A 15,189-nucleotide genomic window follows, 5' to 3' on the forward strand; every position below is an offset into this window, starting at 1 on the left:
AAGTTTTTTAAATTTTCTTGAAATAATCTTTTTAACTCCTCTTTCATCTCCTGATGAAATTTTTCGTTGTAGTTTTTAACCGAAGATAAAATCATTGGGCAACTTTTTTCTTCCGGGCAAAAACCCGTAATTTGACACTTTGGACCAATAAAATTATTTAGCCAGCCGTATCCTCTTTTGACTAAAGCTTTTTTAATTGAGACAACCTCTTTTAAAGTATTCCTTCTCATCTCCTCTTCGGCAGTTGGACAAAGTCGTAAAGGATAGTATCCGGTTAAAAGATTATATAAATCATACTCTTGTAAAATATCAATTTTGGTTGCCCGGGGAATTAAAAAAATTGCTTCCCTTGGTTTAATCCCTGATTCAATTAATTTTTGATAACCTTCGAAGGCATTTAGGGCTGTTAAAAGATATTCTGATAAAAATTCTTGATTATTTTTAATTGAGGGTGGAATAGAAAATATCTCTTCAATTTCTCTGACTAATTTTTTATTGATTTTTCTTCCCCGAATTTGATTTTTAAATTTACTAAATTTTTTTCCTGCTCTTTCAATACAATAATATATTGATTCTATGATTTGGAAGCAGGTTCTGTGTCTCTTTTTTTCTCCCCAGACTCGCCAGGGTATGGAAGATAAAATTTTAATCCTTAAAGCTAAATTATAATCCCGGAGAATTTCTTGAAGCAAAGATAAGAGCCCTGTCCATTCTTTTTTAATTCGTCTGAAAGAAGAAAATATCTCTTTTTCTTTCCTCCCCAGATTTTCCAATTTTTTCTTTAATTCTTTGGAAGTTATGCCTTCTATTGAAATTAACTTTAACCTTTTAATTAATCTTTCGGATTTTCGAAGTTCTCGAGTTAAATTTGATTTTTGAGGGTCTTTGAAAATATTGGGATAAGGATAAATATTTCTTGGAGCAGCTTCTCTGGCAGCGTAGAGCAAATCCACTCCTAATTTTTTCGCCTCCCCTTTTATTTTCTTGAGCAATATGCCTATTTCTTCCGGCATCCATTCTTTTTCGGCAAAATATTCTTTTTTTAAACCAATAATTGATTCTATCGGCAAGTGAATTATACCGGTGCCATAAATCCCGTATTGTAAGATTTTACTGGCTTCATCTTTCGGGACGCCTTCTGTTAAAAAATAATTATAGATTTGGATAATATTCTTTGATGTTTGGCTATAAAGATTCTTTGTTTTTTTATTGTTGAATATTTCTCTTGGAAAGACTATATCTTCTTCTGTTGTTTTGGTTCGGCGACCGGAAGAAACTAAAGAGGAAGAAAAAACAATGCCGGTCAAAGCCGAATCCAAAAATTTACTTCCTTCGTAAATTAAACAAATGGCGGGGGTGGTGGCAATTGAAGCATGTCCCCTTAAAACTGACCGTTGCAAAATGCCTTTTATTCTTTCATCTACGCTTTGGCCGCTCTTGGTAATTTCTTTCAAGAGTTTTTTAATGGATTTTCCTTTAAAGGTGGCTAAACTGGAAAGAGCGATAATTTCCTGAGGATTTAAAACTCCTGTCTTATCTTCAAAAACAGGAGTAATGCCTAAAAATTTTACCTTTAAATCAGATGTTAAAATGGGTTTCATTTTGGCTCTTCGTTTAATTTACTGGCTAAAGGTTTTTGTTGACCGGCATATTTATGGTCTTTATGTTTAGGGTAAGGAGTTTCAACGGGACTGGAAAGAGTTTCAAAGGCCATGGCGCAAATTCGCATACCGACATATAAAATAATCGGCATATTTCCCAAATTTCCAAGTTCCATTACGGCTTTCCCCTGCCAGCCGGGATCAAATCTGGCAGCAGTTAAATGAACCACCAAACCCAATCTCCCCAATGAAGAACGGCCATCTAAACGAGCCATTATATCATCCGGTAGAATAATGTCTTCTTTGGTGACCGCTATGACGAATCCTTTTGGAGGGAGGATAAAGGGTCCTCCGTCTTCTATCTCCACTTCTTCCATCAATTCTTCAAAGCTTATTTTCCTTTTTAAATCTAAATAAGGATATTGGGACGATTTAAAAGTTTTAAAAATATTGCCCAAATGTAAATCTAAAGAACAGGGCCCTAATTGTACTTTAAAATTCGGTTTGGGAGTAATTTTGATTTTCCCTTCCTTTATGTACTTTTTGATGTCTCTATCAGATAAAATCATATTATTCAATGATTTCAATTCCCATATTGCGGGCCGTGCTTTCAATGGTTTTCATTGCTTTTTCAATGTCTTGAGTGTTTAAGTCATTCATTTTTTGCTCGGCAATTTTTTTTAATTGTTCTTTGGTAATTTTGCCGATTTTTTTTCTATTTGGTTCACCGGAACCTTTTTCAATACCGGCTGTTTTTTTTAAAAGTTCTGATGTAGGAGGGCTTTTCAATTTAAAAACATAAGTTCTGTCTTCATAAATCGTAATCTCCAAGGGAATAGTCCAGCCAATCTGGTTTTTGGTTGCTTCATTAAATTTTTGGCAGAATTCGGCAATATTTAAACCATGAGGGGCTAAAACCGGGCCAACCGGCGGAGCCGGAGTGGCTTGACCTGCTTTAATTTGAAGTTTGACAATTGCTTTTATTTTTTTCATAAAATCGATGCTAATATACGAATTAATACTAATGACACTAATAAATTATTCGTATAATTCGTATGCATTAGTATATGTATGTTAGACACTTATGTTAGACACTCGGTGTCTAACATGTCAATTATATTTTTTTAATTTGTAACGAGTCCAATTCAACGACTGTGTCTCTTCCAAACATATTAACTAAAATTTTTATTTTCCCCCGCTCCTGGTCAATTTCGGAAATTTTACCATCAAAATCCTTAAATGGACCGTCAATAATTTTGACTAAATCCCCTATTTTTGCCTCAATTTTATATTGCGGTTCTTCAACCTTCATTCTTTTTATTAAATTTTCAATTTCTTGTTCGGAGACCGGTATAGGAGTAGTTCCCGAGCCGACAAATCCAGTTACATTAGGCGTATTTCTAACTATATACCAACTGTCATCCGTAACAATCATTTCAACCAAAACATAACCGGGATAAATTTTCTCTTCAACTACTTTTCTTTTGCCATTTTTAATTTTAATCTTTTTTTCCTTAGGAACAATAACATTAAAAATCTTATCTTCCATAGCCAAGGACTCCATTCTTTGTTTAAGGGCTTTAGCTACCGCCTCTTCATAACCAGAGTAAGTGTGAATAACATACCAATTTTTCTTTTGAGGTAAAATTTGTTTCGGCATAACAATAATACCAAAATATGGGTTAATGGGCTACAATATAAATCTATTTAATAAGGTGCTAAATACAAAATCCAATGTTCCTAAAAGCACTGCCATAGCCAGAGAAATTCCAATTACAATTAAAGTATATTTTATTGTTTCTTGTCGGCTTGGCCAATTAACTTTTTTCATTTCCAATTTAACTTCTTTGAAAAAAATTGGAATTTTGGTCAGAAGTTTCATAAATTTTCAATCTATTAAAACAATTATATATCTAAATTTCGGACTTTTTTAGCGTAGGTGAGAATGAATTTTTTTCTGGGCAAAACATCTTTTCCCATTAAAACATCAAAAATCCTATCCGCTTCTTTGGCGTCTTCAATGGTTACTTGAAGCAAAACCCGATTTTGAGGATCCATGGTCGTTGTCCACAACTCTTCACTATTCATTTCCCCAAGGCCTTTGTATCTTTGAATATTTATTCCGGAGGTCTTTTTACTCGCTGAATCTGTCGCCTCATCTTCACCCACCGAGCTTTTGCGAAGCAAAAGTGAAGGTAAAGAAGAGGATGAAATTCTCTTCGCCTTCGCTCGGCTTCGCCCCGCTCGGGTCAGTAATTTTAAAACTTCTAATTTTTGGTCCTCGGTATAAGCGTGTCTAATTTCCTTTCCGGCCTGAATTTTGTAAAGTGGCGGTTGGGCAATATAGAGATAACCTCTTTCAATTAATGGTTTGAAATACCGATAAAAAAAAGTTAGAAGTAAGGCTCTGATATGATTTCCGTCTGAATCGGCGTCAACGCAAATAATTATTTGATGATATCTGGTTTTTTCAATATTAAAATCTTCGGCAATGGCAGTTCCCAAAGCGATGATTAAAGACCTAATTTCTTTGGAACTTAAAATTTTATCTAAGCGAGCTCTCTCAACATTTAAGATTTTACCGCGTAAAGGTAAAATGGCCTGGAAGTGCCGGTCGCGCGCCTGCCTTGAACTATTATGCACGAAAATTCCCGAAGCTAATGCAAAATTATGAGTATTTTCAACTTCTAAATCGTAAACGTCCATTCTATTTTTTAATTTAATAATTTTTCTAATTTTATGATTGTAACTTAAGACAGCTTCTTTTAATTTTTCTTCATCGTTCCCAAAAAACCTTTGGCAAATTGTATCAAATCTTAAAATACTTTTATCGTTTATCTTCAATCTTTCTTGATTGTATTTTTCTCTATCAAGCTGGCCGCATTGCTCAAAAATTTCTCTCATCAATTTAAGGGCTTTTTCTTGGTAAGTTCGATTATAAGCTTTTTTTCTTTTAATTCTAAATTCGGGGTCCCACTGCTCTTTAGTTTTCTGCGATCGCCATTTTAAAAGTGTTTCATTTTGCCACTGTTTTTTGGCTTTTTTGGAAAGTTCTTCTCTCTTTTCTGGATGTCTCTCAAAATACTCTTTTACTCTCTTAGCCCACTTCTTTCTATTTTTGGGGTTGCTCCAGTATCTTTTTTGACTCTCGTATAAGAGTTTATTGTTTTTTTCTCGATATTTTGGATTTTTTTTGTAAAATTCTAGAAATTTTTGAACCATGTATTGCTTATATTCTTCATTTTCCCATTGTTTTTTTGCTCTTTTGCTTAGCATCTCACTCATTTTTAACAGCGTAGCCCTAACTTTTTCTCGATACGCTTTTGTTTGATGAAATTTTCTTATTTTTTCTTGGACATCTTCTCTAAATAAATTTTGCCTCGCGATTTTTCCATGATAATAAAGGTGTCTCATTTTATCCATTCTTGTCACATTATCTGGATTATTATTTTTTTTATTAAAATCAATGTGGTGAATGCAGGATTTTTTCTCTTTTGTATATTTCCCATTTTTTAAATTATATTCATCGGCTAAAAGATGAGTAAAAATCCACTTGTGAGCCTTAGGTTCATAAACCATTTCGTAACCTTCAATTTTAATTCTGCCTTTAATTTTGGAATATTTTCGGTATAGGGGCATTAGAGAATTCTGTTGTGCCAAATCTTCTGCTCTTTTATAAGAACCACTTCTTAACATAAAGCGGTGGTCTGGAGTACAAACGATTTCTTCTCCGCTATCAAGAATAATTTTTATAACCTTCGCATTTTTTCGGGTCTTTCTTAGATTTTGAATCAAACCAATCCCTATTCTGCCATTTTCTTTTATGGTGTAACAGTAATTTTTCTTTCCTTTTTTATCTTCCTCTGTTAGCTCTTTGAAGGTTAAATTTCTTCCGTCAGTTAAAGCAACTTTTGTATCTCCAACTAGACTTCCTCCGGCACTCTCTCCTTCCACCATGTAAAGCTCTGATTCTTCTGGCTTTCTTGAGGAACAATCGGCAAGCTTGCCGGGTAAAGTCAAACCATTTAAAATTCCTTTCCTTAAAACCGTTTCCCGGGCTGCTTTGGCCGCTTTTCTGGCTTTTTGAGATAAAACACATTTTTCAATAATGGTTTTAGCGTCTTGGGGATTTCTTTCCAAAAAATCGCTTAAGGTTTCAAAAACAACTGCTTCAACAGCAATTTTAACTTCGGGGTTGCCTAATTTGGCTTTGGTTTGACCCTCAAACTGAGGTTCTTTAATTTTTATTGAAACCACTCCGGTTAGACCCTCTCTTACATCTTCTCCACTTAAATTCTCATCGTTTTCTTTTAAAAGACCGTTTTTTCTGGCATAATCGTTTAATGCTTTGGTTAGAGCGGTTTTAAAACCGGTTAAATGAGTCCCCCCTTCTTCAGTATGAATATTATTGGCAAACGACTCTTCGTAATATTCGTATTCTTCAGTATATTGAAAAGCGGCTTCAATAAGAATTTCATTTTTTTCTCCTTTGCCGTAAAAAATATTAGGGTGACGGAGGGATTGGTTGTAGGTTAAATATTTGATATAAGATGATAACCCTCCTTCAAAATAGAAAACATAGGGCTTTTCTCTTTTTTCTCTTTTATCAATAATACTGATTTTTATTCCTCTGGTTAAATAGGCCTGTTGCCGGAGATGATTTAAAATTTTCTTTAAATCAAATTTAATTTCTTTGAAAATTTCGGGGTCCGGTTCAAAGGTAACGGTCGTGCCGGTTTGCTGGCATTTGCCAATCTCTTTTATTTTTGCCAATGGTTTTCCTTTTGAATATTCTTGAACGTATCTTTTACCCTGACGACAAACTTCTGCCACCATCCATTTGGAAAGAGCGCAGACCACCGAAACCCCCACCCCATGAAGACCGCCCGATACCTGATAGGCCTTTCCGCCAAATTTGGCTCCGGCATACAAAGTAGTCATTACGGTTTCCAAGGCCGATTTTTTCGTTTGGGGATGAATCTCAACCGGAATGCCGCGGCCATCATCAATTGTTTTGACTTTATTGCCCGGCAAAAGAATAATCTCAATATTTTTGCAAAAACCGGCCATCGCTTCGTCTAAAGAATTCTTTGCACATATAGGCGAAAATCCAGCAATAAAATTCTCTCCGTTCGGAACTGAAATATCGTAAACCCAAGGGTATTTATATTTTATTTTTTCTATTTTTCTTACTCTTAGTATTCCTAAATCAGAATTTAGAAATGTTGGTGTTAAAGGATATAAAACTATTCTATTCTGTTCTAAAAGAGATAAAACTTTATTCGACGAAGCTCCGCCTTGGGTATTAATGCTGAAAGAATACGGCCTTTTCCAAGAAATGGCCGAAATAGCTTCTTTCACTGGAAGATAATTAATGTAAGAAGAATTTGTATTCCAATAAAAATCAAGGGCGTAAAAAATTCTTTGAGATTTAATTTCCCTCCTTTTCTTTACTCCTTTATAAGTTACTTCAATAAATCTTTTTCCTTCTCTCTTTTTCCTTTCTCCATACGAATAAGTTTTATTCAAAGAAGAAAGAAGATAAGAAAGAGTAATGATGAAGTCCCTGTTTTTAGCAGTAGCATTAAACTTTCTCCTCTCGAATGGAGAAGGTGTTGTGTTTTGAATTAAATGACGAATAAAAACTTGGCTAGGATATCCATCACCGGCTAAATAGCCAATTAAATACCTTTCCTTCAATTTTTGATTTAAATTAAAGATTAAATCAAGGACTTTTTTATTGGAACTGTTTTCGCCAGTTTTAAAAATTTCTTTAAAAATCAGGGTGATTAAAACAGACTCTATTGGAATAACTTTTGCTGTTTCATGAACGTACATTTCCTTAACTTTAAACTTGAAAGCTTTGAAAATTAAATTTTTAGTATGATCAATTAGTTCTTTTTCTTGAACACCAAAACTAAACACTACGCGGTTTCGGTTTTTTACAATACAGCCTTCGGCAGCAAAAATTCCTAAAAGTTCTATCAGCTCTTTGGTAACTTTTAACTTATAGGGCAGTTTCCAATTGTCGCTTCTTCTGTTTCCCAAATAGGGATTTTCTTTTTTAATTTTCCCTAATTCCTTAGAATTGAGTACTCTGATTAAATTAAATGGCAAATAATTATACCTTAAATAATCCTGCCAGATATTAGCTCTATGTCTTGATTTTTTATATTGGGGAAGTTGAGACTTAATTTTAAAAGCTAATTTAATATCTTTTTTAAGTAGATTGGTTAAATTGTATAAATTTATCCTCCCGGTTTTTTCTGGTGACGACTTTAGTAATTCATTTATTAAATCAATCTCTTCGATTGGTTTTTCGACTTCCGGCCAAATTTTGGGAACAATGACGGAGGTACCAATTTTGAGATTAGAACCTTTAATTGGCAGGACCTCTCCGTCTTTCAGGGTAAATAAAGAATGATAAGGAGTAACCTCTATCTGTCTGCTGTTTTGTAAAGTAATTCGATATATTTCGCTATTCACTTTATGGCGAATTAAAGAGAAAACTGGTTGAAATTTCAGTTTAAGGGTTTGAGGGTCAAAACTTAGAGCCTCAAGTTTTAAATCTTTTCTCAAAAACTCAGCTTCTTCTTTAATTGACTTTTCAATCAAAGAAGAATTTTCTTTGAAAGCGTTGTCAATTAACTGACCGATTGGCAAAATTTTAATTATTTCTTTCTCTTTAATAATTAATGGGGTTTGATAGCTTAAACTATTATCAACTACCTCCCAAATTAAATGATGAAGACCCCCCAATCCGGTTGAACCAATATACATTGCCGGTCTTTTACGAACCGGCTCAAGGCCTTCCAAAACATAGATATCTTTAGCAGTATAACTTGCTTCTTCTTTGTTTTTTTGGGGAATTTTCGAAGAAGATAAATCTTCTTCTCCACCCTTCGCTTTTGATGGCATATTTTTTATCTTTTTTATTTTCTGACCCGCCAGCCCGGATTTTCTTCCAAGGTCTTAATTATTTTATTTTGGATTTGGTCAATTTCTTTTGAAGTCAGGGTGCGGTCTTTGGATTGAAAAATTAAATGAAAAGCTAAATTCTTTTTACCCCGGGGAAGCTCCTCTCCTTCATAAATATCAAAGAGGTCAACATCTATAATTAAAGAACCGCCGCTAATTTCAATTTTGTTTAAGACCTCTTCTACCCTAACTTCAAGAGGAACTAAAACAGCAATATCTCTGACAGCCGCTGGATAGCGAGAAATTGGTCGATATTCTTGTTCTTCGGAAGCCAGTTGAGATAATTTTTCAAAGTCAATGTCAAACAAAACCACTCTTTCTTTAATATCTAAACTGCTCAAAATTTTAGGAGAAATTTCTCCCAAAAAACCAATTTCTTCTCCGTTGATTTTAATTTCGGCGCATTTTTCCTTGCTCCAAAGGGAAATTTCCGAATCTTCTGGTGTTGGACTGAAATGAGACGAGGGTTCAGTGAACCAAATATTACTTATTGCCAATTTATTTAATAACAACTTTATGACTCCTTTTGCTTCATAAAAAGCGTCCTCGGCCATTATCGCTCCGGCCAACATCTTTTTTTCCCGGCATTGTTTTTTACTTCCCCTTTCTTGTTTTTTGAAAAATATTTTTCCCAACTCAAAAATTTTAATTTCCTTGAAATGGGCTTGGTTGGTTTGAACGTTCTTCAACAGGTTGGCGATTAAGCTTGGTCTTAAATACTTATATTCATTGCTGGTCGGGTTCTCTATTTCAATTATTTTTGAAAATTGGTAATTAAAAATTGAAAGGTCTTTTTGGCTGATAAATGAATAATTATAGGTTTCAACAAAGCCGGTTTCTTTTAGAATATTTTTTACCATCTCTTCCCAAAAAATATCAAGATTTTTTTGGGGCGGAATTAAAACCGAAACCGGAAGAAGGGAAGGAATTTTTTCATAGCCATAGATTCGGCCGATTTCCTCAATCAAATCCTCGGGAATTGAAACATCAAGTCTCAATGTCGGCACCACAACTTCAATGTAACGAGGCCTTGCTTCGTTACATTTGAAATTCAAACTATTTAAAATATTTTTTATCTCTTTTTCCGGAATTTTAACTCCAAGCAAACTTTCAAGATAATCTAAATTTAATCCAATTGTTTTTGGCAAAATCTTCTTTGGATAGAAATCAACTAAACCCTGAGCCACTTTGCCTTTGGCAATTTTTTGAATTAAATAAGCCGCTCTATTTATGGCAAACTCTGTTAAATTAGGATCTATTCCATGCTCAAACCTTAAAGAGGCGTCGGTTTTGAGATTTAATTTTTTAGAACCCCTTCTTATAATTTGGGAGTTAAAATTAGCTGACTCCAAAACCACTGTTTTTGTTTTCTTGTCAATTTCGGCTTTTTTACCACCTTTAATTCCGGCAATAGCTAAGGGTTCCTTAATATCTGCGATGACCAGAATATCTTCATCTAAATCGTATTTCTTATTGTCTAAAGTAATAATTTTCTCACCTTTTTTAGCTTTCCGGACAATTATTTTTTTAATTTGGGTTTTTGCCACAGCCCTTATTAATGGGCTATGGTTGGATTTCGGATTTACGTCTTTGAGTTTTTCGAGATCGAAAGCGTGCAAGGGTTGTCCGGTTTCTAACATCACATAGTTTGCAATATCAACTATATTATTTATTGGCCGAAGACCGCAAACTTTTAATCTATCTTTTAGCCATTTTGGCGAAGAACCGATTTTAACATCATTAATCACCCTAACAGTATATCTTGGACAGGCAGTTTTATTTTTAACTTCTAAGTTAACAAAATCCTTTGCTTTAAGTTTCTTATCTTCCTTAATTACAGAGAACGGTTCTCTGTAACTTAAGCCGGTGATGGCTGATATCTCACGAGCAATGCCTAAGTGAGAAAAACAATCTCCTGCCCTATTCGGCCTAATATCAATGGTCAAAATAAAATCTTTAGCCACTCCCTTTATTTCCTCTATCTCAAAAGAATGCATTGTCAAAAGCTCAGCCAATTCTTCTGGCTGGGGGAGTTTTTTCTTGAAAAAAGATTGTAGCCAATTATAAGAGAATTTCATATTAAAATTGTTGTAGAAATCTCATGTCGCCCGAACGGAACAACCTAATATCATTAATTTTATACTTAAGCATGGTTAATCTTTCCAAGCCAAAACCGAATGCCCAGCCCTGCCAGTCCCTGGGGATTAATTTTGAGTTTTTAAAAACATTGGGGTGAACCATGCCGGCTCCGGCCACTTCAAGCCAACCGCTTTTTTTACAAACCAAACATCCTTTACCTTTGCATATAACACAACTTATGCCAACATCAAAACCAGGCTCAACAAATGGAAAATAATCCGGTTTTAACCTGAATTTAACATCTTTCTCAAAAAATCTGCGGAAAAACTCTCTGACAATGGCTTTTAAATTAGCCACCGAGATTTTTTTATCAACCATTAATCCTTCGATTTGAAAGGGCTGAAATTCGTGAGAAGCATCGGTTGCTTCATGTCTGTAAATATTTCCAGGAACAATTATTCTTAAAGGAGGATTATTTTTTTCCATATAGCGAACCTGAACTGGTGAAGTATGAGTTCGTAAAAGGAGCTTAGCTCCTTTGTCTTTGAGCCACAAGGTATCCCATAGATCTCTTGCCGGATGGTCTTTTGGTATATTCAAAGCGTCAAAATTATACCATTCTGTTTCTATGTCCGGGCCTTCAATTATTGAAAAACCCATTGACTGAAAAATTTCCTCGCATTTTCTTTTGGTAATGGTAAGGGGATGTAAATGGCCTATCTTAATTTTTTTTCCCGGAACCGTAATGTCAAAGCGGTCCTGATTTTCAAAAAATTTTAAATTTATTTTTGCCATACTTCTACAGGGTATATTTTATCTTACCTTAATTTTTCTTTAAAATCAAGGGGTTAATAATTAACAGAAAAATGGCTACCTCATTTTTACACAGGGCCTTGCTTTTGCCAACACCTTTGGTATAATTATTTTAATGGTTTAGAGTTAAATAGCAGGAGCCCTTTTGTTCAATGAAAAAACTTTTTCTCCAAATTATAGTTGGAATTTTGGGAATTTTTCTGGCTAAGGTTTTTATTCCCGGAGTGGAGCTTATTGGGGGAATTCAAATTTTAATTTTTAGCGGAGTTATTTTGGGTTTAATTAATTTTTTTATTAAACCGATTTTAAAAATAATCACCTTTCCTTTAAAAATTTTAACTTTCGGTTTTTTCAGTTTGATTTTAAATATAGCCATAATTTGGTTTGTTGATTTTATCGTTCCGGGTTTAAAAATTATCGGATTTTTGCCCCTTTTGGGAACAACGTTTATTATTTGGGCATTAAATCTAATTTTCTTAAAATTTTAAAACTTTTCAATGTTCAATGAGTTTTCAACTCATTTCACCTTTCAATGTTCAATGAGTTTTCAACTCATTTCACCTTTCAATGAAAGATTTATTACCTTTTTTCCAAATCGGAGTAGCTGTTTTTTTAATTATTTTTATTCTTTTGCAGCAAAGGGGAAGCGGCTTGGGCTCGGTTTTTGGAGGCGGCGGTGGGTCTTATTCCACCAAAAGAGGAATTCAGAAAAAAATTTTCTGGGCAACAATAATTTTAGGGGGGTTGTTTATTATCTTAGCCCTTCTCAATCTCATTCTTTAGGTCTTTACTCTTAAATTACAATAAATGTCTTTTATTTTAAAAACAAAAAATTTTTTTATTTCCTTTTTGTTTAAAAAATGGCCTTCCATTTCCCAGTGGCTTCAATTGCCAGAAACGTTCAAAAAAGAAGAGAAAATCGTTTTTTCCTTTTTTTTGATTTTATTTTCAAGCTCCTTGATTTTTTTGGGAATCAATTTTTATTTTAAAAATACTCTGATTAAACCGGCTGAGGGCGGTTTTTTTACCGAAGGAGTTGTCGGTCAACCAAGGTTCATTAATCCGCTTTATGGAATTTCTGATATTGACAGGGACTTAATTGAATTGATTTTCTCCGGCCTTATGAAACATACTCTTGAGGGGAAAATCGTTCCGGATTTAGCTAAAAAAGAACCAAAAATAAAGGAAGACGGAAAAATTTTTGAATTTTACTTAAAAGAAAATCTTTTTTGGTCCGATGGCCACCCCCTGACCGCAGATGATGTTGTTTTTACCATTGAAACAATCCAAAATCCGGACCTAAAAAGCCCTTTAAGGCCGGCTTGGCTGGGAGTGGAGGTGGAAAAAATATCTGAGACAGCTATTCGTTTTAGATTGAGAAGACCTTATTTTCCCTTTTTGGAAAATGCCACTCTTAAAATAATCCCAAAGCATATCTGGCAAGCTCTTCCAATTCAAAATTTTCATCTGGCAATCTACAATTTAAAACCGATTGGCTCCGGACCTTATAAATTAAAAAGGTTGGGACAAGACCAATTGGGAATCATTCGCTCTTTAACTTTAACGAGAAATGAGAGGTATCATGGTCAAAAACCAAATATAAAAAAAATAAATTTCATTTTTTTTGAAGAAGAAAATGACTTAATAAAAAAAGTGGAAGAAAATCGGATTGATTCTTTTTCATTGGCTCATCCTAAATATTTCAAAAACATAGATAATTCATTGCTGGTTTATCGTTTTTCTCTGCCAAGATATTTTGCCGTCTTTTTTAATCCGGAAAAATCAGAAATTTTAGCTCAAAAACAAATTAGAAGGGCTCTGAATTACGCCACTAATAAAAAAGAAATTGCTAAAAAGGTCTTTATTGAAAACACTCGGGTTGTTGATTCTCCTATTTTGCCCGATATTTACGCCATTTCTCCCCCTGATTTCACCTATCAATTTAATTTGAAAAAAGCTGAAGAAATTTTAGATGAAATCGGCTTTTTAAAAAGAGATGATGGTAAAAGAGAAAAAATAATAAAAAAAGAACCGGCTTTTCAGTTCAAATCCAACCTCTCATTAAATTCGCGGGGAATAGAAGTTAGAAAACTTCAAGAATGTTTAGCCGGGCTTCCGAAAATTTATCCCGAGGGTGAAATTACCGGTCATTTTGGACAAAAGACAAGGAAGGCGGTAATAAAGTTTCAGGAAAAATACCCTGAGGAAATTTTAAAACCTTTTGGGTTGAAAAAAGGAACCGGCCGGGTTTTAGAAGCGACCAGGTTAAAATTAAATGAAATTTGTTTTCCTTCAAAAGAAGAAAAAATTCCTCTTAAATTCAGCTTGGTTACGGTTAATCAACCGATTCTCAAAGAAATCTCTTTTCTTTTAAAAAATCAATGGCAGTTGGCCGGATTTGAATTAGAACTAATTTTTGTTGAAATTTCTGATTTAGAAAAAGATTTTATTAGGCCGAGGGAATACGAAGCCATTCTTTTTGGCCAGGCCATGGGGATTTTACCAGACCCTTTTCCCTTCTGGCATTCTTTACAAAAAGAAAATCCGGGTTTAAATTTAGCCCTTTACCATAATAGAGAAGTTGATAGATTATTAGAAAGAATTAGGGAGAATCAAAATGAAGAAGCGAGAAAAAAAGAATTGGAAGAATTTCAAAATATTTTAATTGAAGAGGCGCCAGCCGTATTTTTAGTTAATCCTGATTATCTTTATTTTGTTTCCCCGAAAATTAAAGGTATAAAAGAGGGAATAATCGTTAATCCCTCAAAAAGATTTATTGAAATTGAAAATTGGTATCTTAAAACTAAAAGAGTCTGGAAATAAAATGAAAATTAAAAAAGCAGTCATTCCAGCGGCTGGCTGGGGAACAAGATTTTTGCCCCAGACAAAAGCCATTCCAAAAGAAATGCTGCCTATTGTGGACAAACCGGTGATTCAATATGTGGTTGAGGAAGTGGCAAGTTCCGGAATTAAAGATATTATTATCATTACCGGTTGGCAAAAAAGGGCAATTGAGGACCATTTTGACAATTCTTTTGAATTGACCAAATTTTTGGAGACAAAAGGCAAAGAAAAGGAAATATCCGAAATTAAAAAAATTTCTCAATTGGCCAATTTTATTTATCTTCGTCAAAAAAGCGAGTATTATGGAAATGCCATTCCGGTTTTAACCGCCGAACCGGTTATCGGCCAAGAACCGTTTGTGGTCATTTGGGGTGATGAATTTATTTTGTCTCAACCGCCAAGATTATGGCAAATGCTGAATGTCTATGAAAAAAGAAAGGGTATAATAATTTCCGGCGTCAGAATTAAAAATAAACAAGAACTCTCTCGATATGGTATTGCTGAAATAAAGCCCCTGAAAGATAATATTTTTAAAATTAAAAAAATAGTGGAAAAGCCGTCTCCAAAAGAAGCTCCCTCTAATTTGGCAACTCACGGAGCTTATATTCTTCCGCCTGAGATTTTTAAGATAATTAAAAATATGAAGCCCGGCCAGGGAGGTGAATTTTGGTTGGTGGAGGCTATTAATCAATTGATTAAAGATGGTTTTCCGGCTTTTGCCTGCGAAATAAAAAATGGAAAATATTATGATACCGGCAATAAACTTGAATATTTAAAAACAGTGGTTGAATTTGCCCTCTCTCATCCCGAACTTTCAAAAGAATTTAAAGAGTTTTTAAAAAATTTAAAATTTTAAAAATAAAATTTCTAAAAT

At 34.0% G+C, this 15,189-nt stretch carries 12 protein-coding genes and 2 pseudogenes; 4 read left to right on the forward strand and 10 right to left on the reverse strand.

Annotation, left to right across the window (positions count from 1 at the left end; genetic code table 11):
• The 10 genes and pseudogenes from KY055_00005 to pheS all read right to left on the reverse strand — a co-directional run.
• Nucleotides 1-1,601: FAD-dependent thymidylate synthase (locus tag KY055_00005; protein ID MBZ1345025.1), on the reverse strand; the 1,601-nt coding region annotated here is incomplete at its 3' end.
• Nucleotides 1,598-2,170 (reverse strand): dCTP deaminase, encoded by a 573-nt coding sequence (gene dcd / locus KY055_00010; protein ID MBZ1345026.1) that lies wholly within the window; start codon nt 2,168-2,170, stop codon nt 1,598-1,600. The genes KY055_00005 and dcd, both read right to left, overlap by 4 nt.
• A 1-nt stretch (nt 2,171) precedes the next feature.
• Nucleotides 2,172-2,594 carry a 50S ribosomal protein L11 gene (gene rplK, locus KY055_00015; protein ID MBZ1345027.1) on the reverse strand — a complete coding sequence of 141 codons (423 nt, stop codon included), beginning with the start codon at nt 2,592-2,594 and terminating at the stop codon, nt 2,172-2,174.
• 121 nt (nt 2,595-2,715) lie between these two features.
• Nucleotides 2,716-3,261, reverse strand: a complete 546-nt coding sequence (gene nusG / locus KY055_00020; GenBank protein ID MBZ1345028.1) for a transcription termination/antitermination protein NusG — start codon at nt 3,259-3,261, stop codon at nt 2,716-2,718.
• Between the two features lie 30 nt (nt 3,262-3,291).
• Nucleotides 3,292-3,483 carry a preprotein translocase subunit SecE gene (secE, locus tag KY055_00025; protein ID MBZ1345029.1) on the reverse strand — a complete coding sequence of 64 codons (192 nt, stop codon included), beginning with the start codon at nt 3,481-3,483 and terminating at the stop codon, nt 3,292-3,294.
• Nucleotides 3,484-3,506: 23 nt separating this feature from the next.
• On the reverse strand, nt 3,507-3,689 hold the full coding sequence (locus KY055_00030) for a hypothetical protein (protein ID MBZ1345030.1): 183 nt from the start codon (nt 3,687-3,689) through the stop codon (nt 3,507-3,509).
• A 156-nt stretch (nt 3,690-3,845) separates the two neighbouring features.
• Nucleotides 3,846-5,558: pseudogene (locus KY055_00035) on the reverse strand (intein-containing DNA gyrase subunit B).
• Nucleotides 5,559-6,302: 744 nt separating this feature from the next.
• A pseudogene (locus KY055_00040) lies at nt 6,303-8,519 on the reverse strand (hypothetical protein).
• Nucleotides 8,520-8,533: 14 nt separating this feature from the next.
• Nucleotides 8,534-10,657: a phenylalanine--tRNA ligase subunit beta gene (pheT, locus tag KY055_00045; GenBank protein MBZ1345031.1), complete on the reverse strand. Its 2,124-nt coding sequence runs from the start codon at nt 10,655-10,657 to the stop codon at nt 8,534-8,536.
• Nucleotide 10,658: 1 nt separating this feature from the next.
• The gene (pheS, locus tag KY055_00050; GenBank protein MBZ1345032.1) at nt 10,659-11,453 is read right to left on the reverse strand and encodes a phenylalanine--tRNA ligase subunit alpha; all 795 of its coding nucleotides are present in this window, start codon (nt 11,451-11,453) and stop codon (nt 10,659-10,661) included.
• Nucleotides 11,454-11,623: 170 nt separating this feature from the next.
• Here pheS and KY055_00055 point away from each other — a divergent pair, with 170 nt between their 5' ends.
• The 4 genes from KY055_00055 to KY055_00070 all read left to right on the forward strand — a co-directional run bounded on the left by KY055_00055 (nt 11,624) and on the right by KY055_00070 (nt 15,171).
• Nucleotides 11,624-11,959: a phage holin family protein gene (locus tag KY055_00055; GenBank protein MBZ1345033.1), complete on the forward strand. Its 336-nt coding sequence runs from the start codon at nt 11,624-11,626 to the stop codon at nt 11,957-11,959.
• Between the two features lie 79 nt (nt 11,960-12,038).
• Nucleotides 12,039-12,254, forward strand: a complete 216-nt coding sequence (gene secG / locus KY055_00060; GenBank protein MBZ1345034.1) for a preprotein translocase subunit SecG — start codon at nt 12,039-12,041, stop codon at nt 12,252-12,254.
• A gap of 66 nt (nt 12,255-12,320) precedes the next feature.
• Complete coding sequence (locus tag KY055_00065) at nt 12,321-14,294, forward strand: hypothetical protein (protein ID MBZ1345035.1); 1,974 nt, start codon at nt 12,321-12,323, stop codon at nt 14,292-14,294.
• 1 nt (nt 14,295) lies between these two features.
• Entirely contained in the window at nt 14,296-15,171 is an 876-nt protein-coding gene (locus KY055_00070; protein MBZ1345036.1) for a UTP--glucose-1-phosphate uridylyltransferase, read from the forward strand.
• Nucleotides 15,172-15,189 lie beyond the last annotated feature (18 nt).

Source organism: Candidatus Nealsonbacteria bacterium (assembly GCA_019923625.1).
Classification (GTDB): Bacteria; Patescibacteriota; Minisyncoccia; order Minisyncoccales; family RBG-13-42-11; genus JAHXGN01.

What these genes read in the sequence shown, in the direction of transcription:
- dcd (MBZ1345026.1), bottom strand. Translation starts at nt 2,170, where the DNA reads ATGATTTTATCTGATAGAGACATCAAAAAGTACATAAAGGAAGGGAAA.
- rplK (MBZ1345027.1), bottom strand. Translation starts at nt 2,594, where the DNA reads ATGAAAAAAATAAAAGCAATTGTCAAACTTCAAATTAAAGCAGGTCAA.
- nusG (MBZ1345028.1), bottom strand. Translation starts at nt 3,261, where the DNA reads ATGCCGAAACAAATTTTACCTCAAAAGAAAAATTGGTATGTTATTCAC.
- secE (MBZ1345029.1), bottom strand. Translation starts at nt 3,483, where the DNA reads ATGAAACTTCTGACCAAAATTCCAATTTTTTTCAAAGAAGTTAAATTG.
- KY055_00030 (MBZ1345030.1), bottom strand. Translation starts at nt 3,689, where the DNA reads ATGAATAGTGAAGAGTTGTGGACAACGACCATGGATCCTCAAAATCGG.
- pheT (MBZ1345031.1), bottom strand. Translation starts at nt 10,657, where the DNA reads ATGAAATTCTCTTATAATTGGCTACAATCTTTTTTCAAGAAAAAACTC.
- pheS (MBZ1345032.1), bottom strand. Translation starts at nt 11,453, where the DNA reads ATGGCAAAAATAAATTTAAAATTTTTTGAAAATCAGGACCGCTTTGAC.
- KY055_00055 (MBZ1345033.1), top strand. Translation starts at nt 11,624, where the DNA reads ATGAAAAAACTTTTTCTCCAAATTATAGTTGGAATTTTGGGAATTTTT.
- secG (MBZ1345034.1), top strand. Translation starts at nt 12,039, where the DNA reads ATGAAAGATTTATTACCTTTTTTCCAAATCGGAGTAGCTGTTTTTTTA.
- KY055_00070 (MBZ1345036.1), top strand. Translation starts at nt 14,296, where the DNA reads ATGAAAATTAAAAAAGCAGTCATTCCAGCGGCTGGCTGGGGAACAAGA.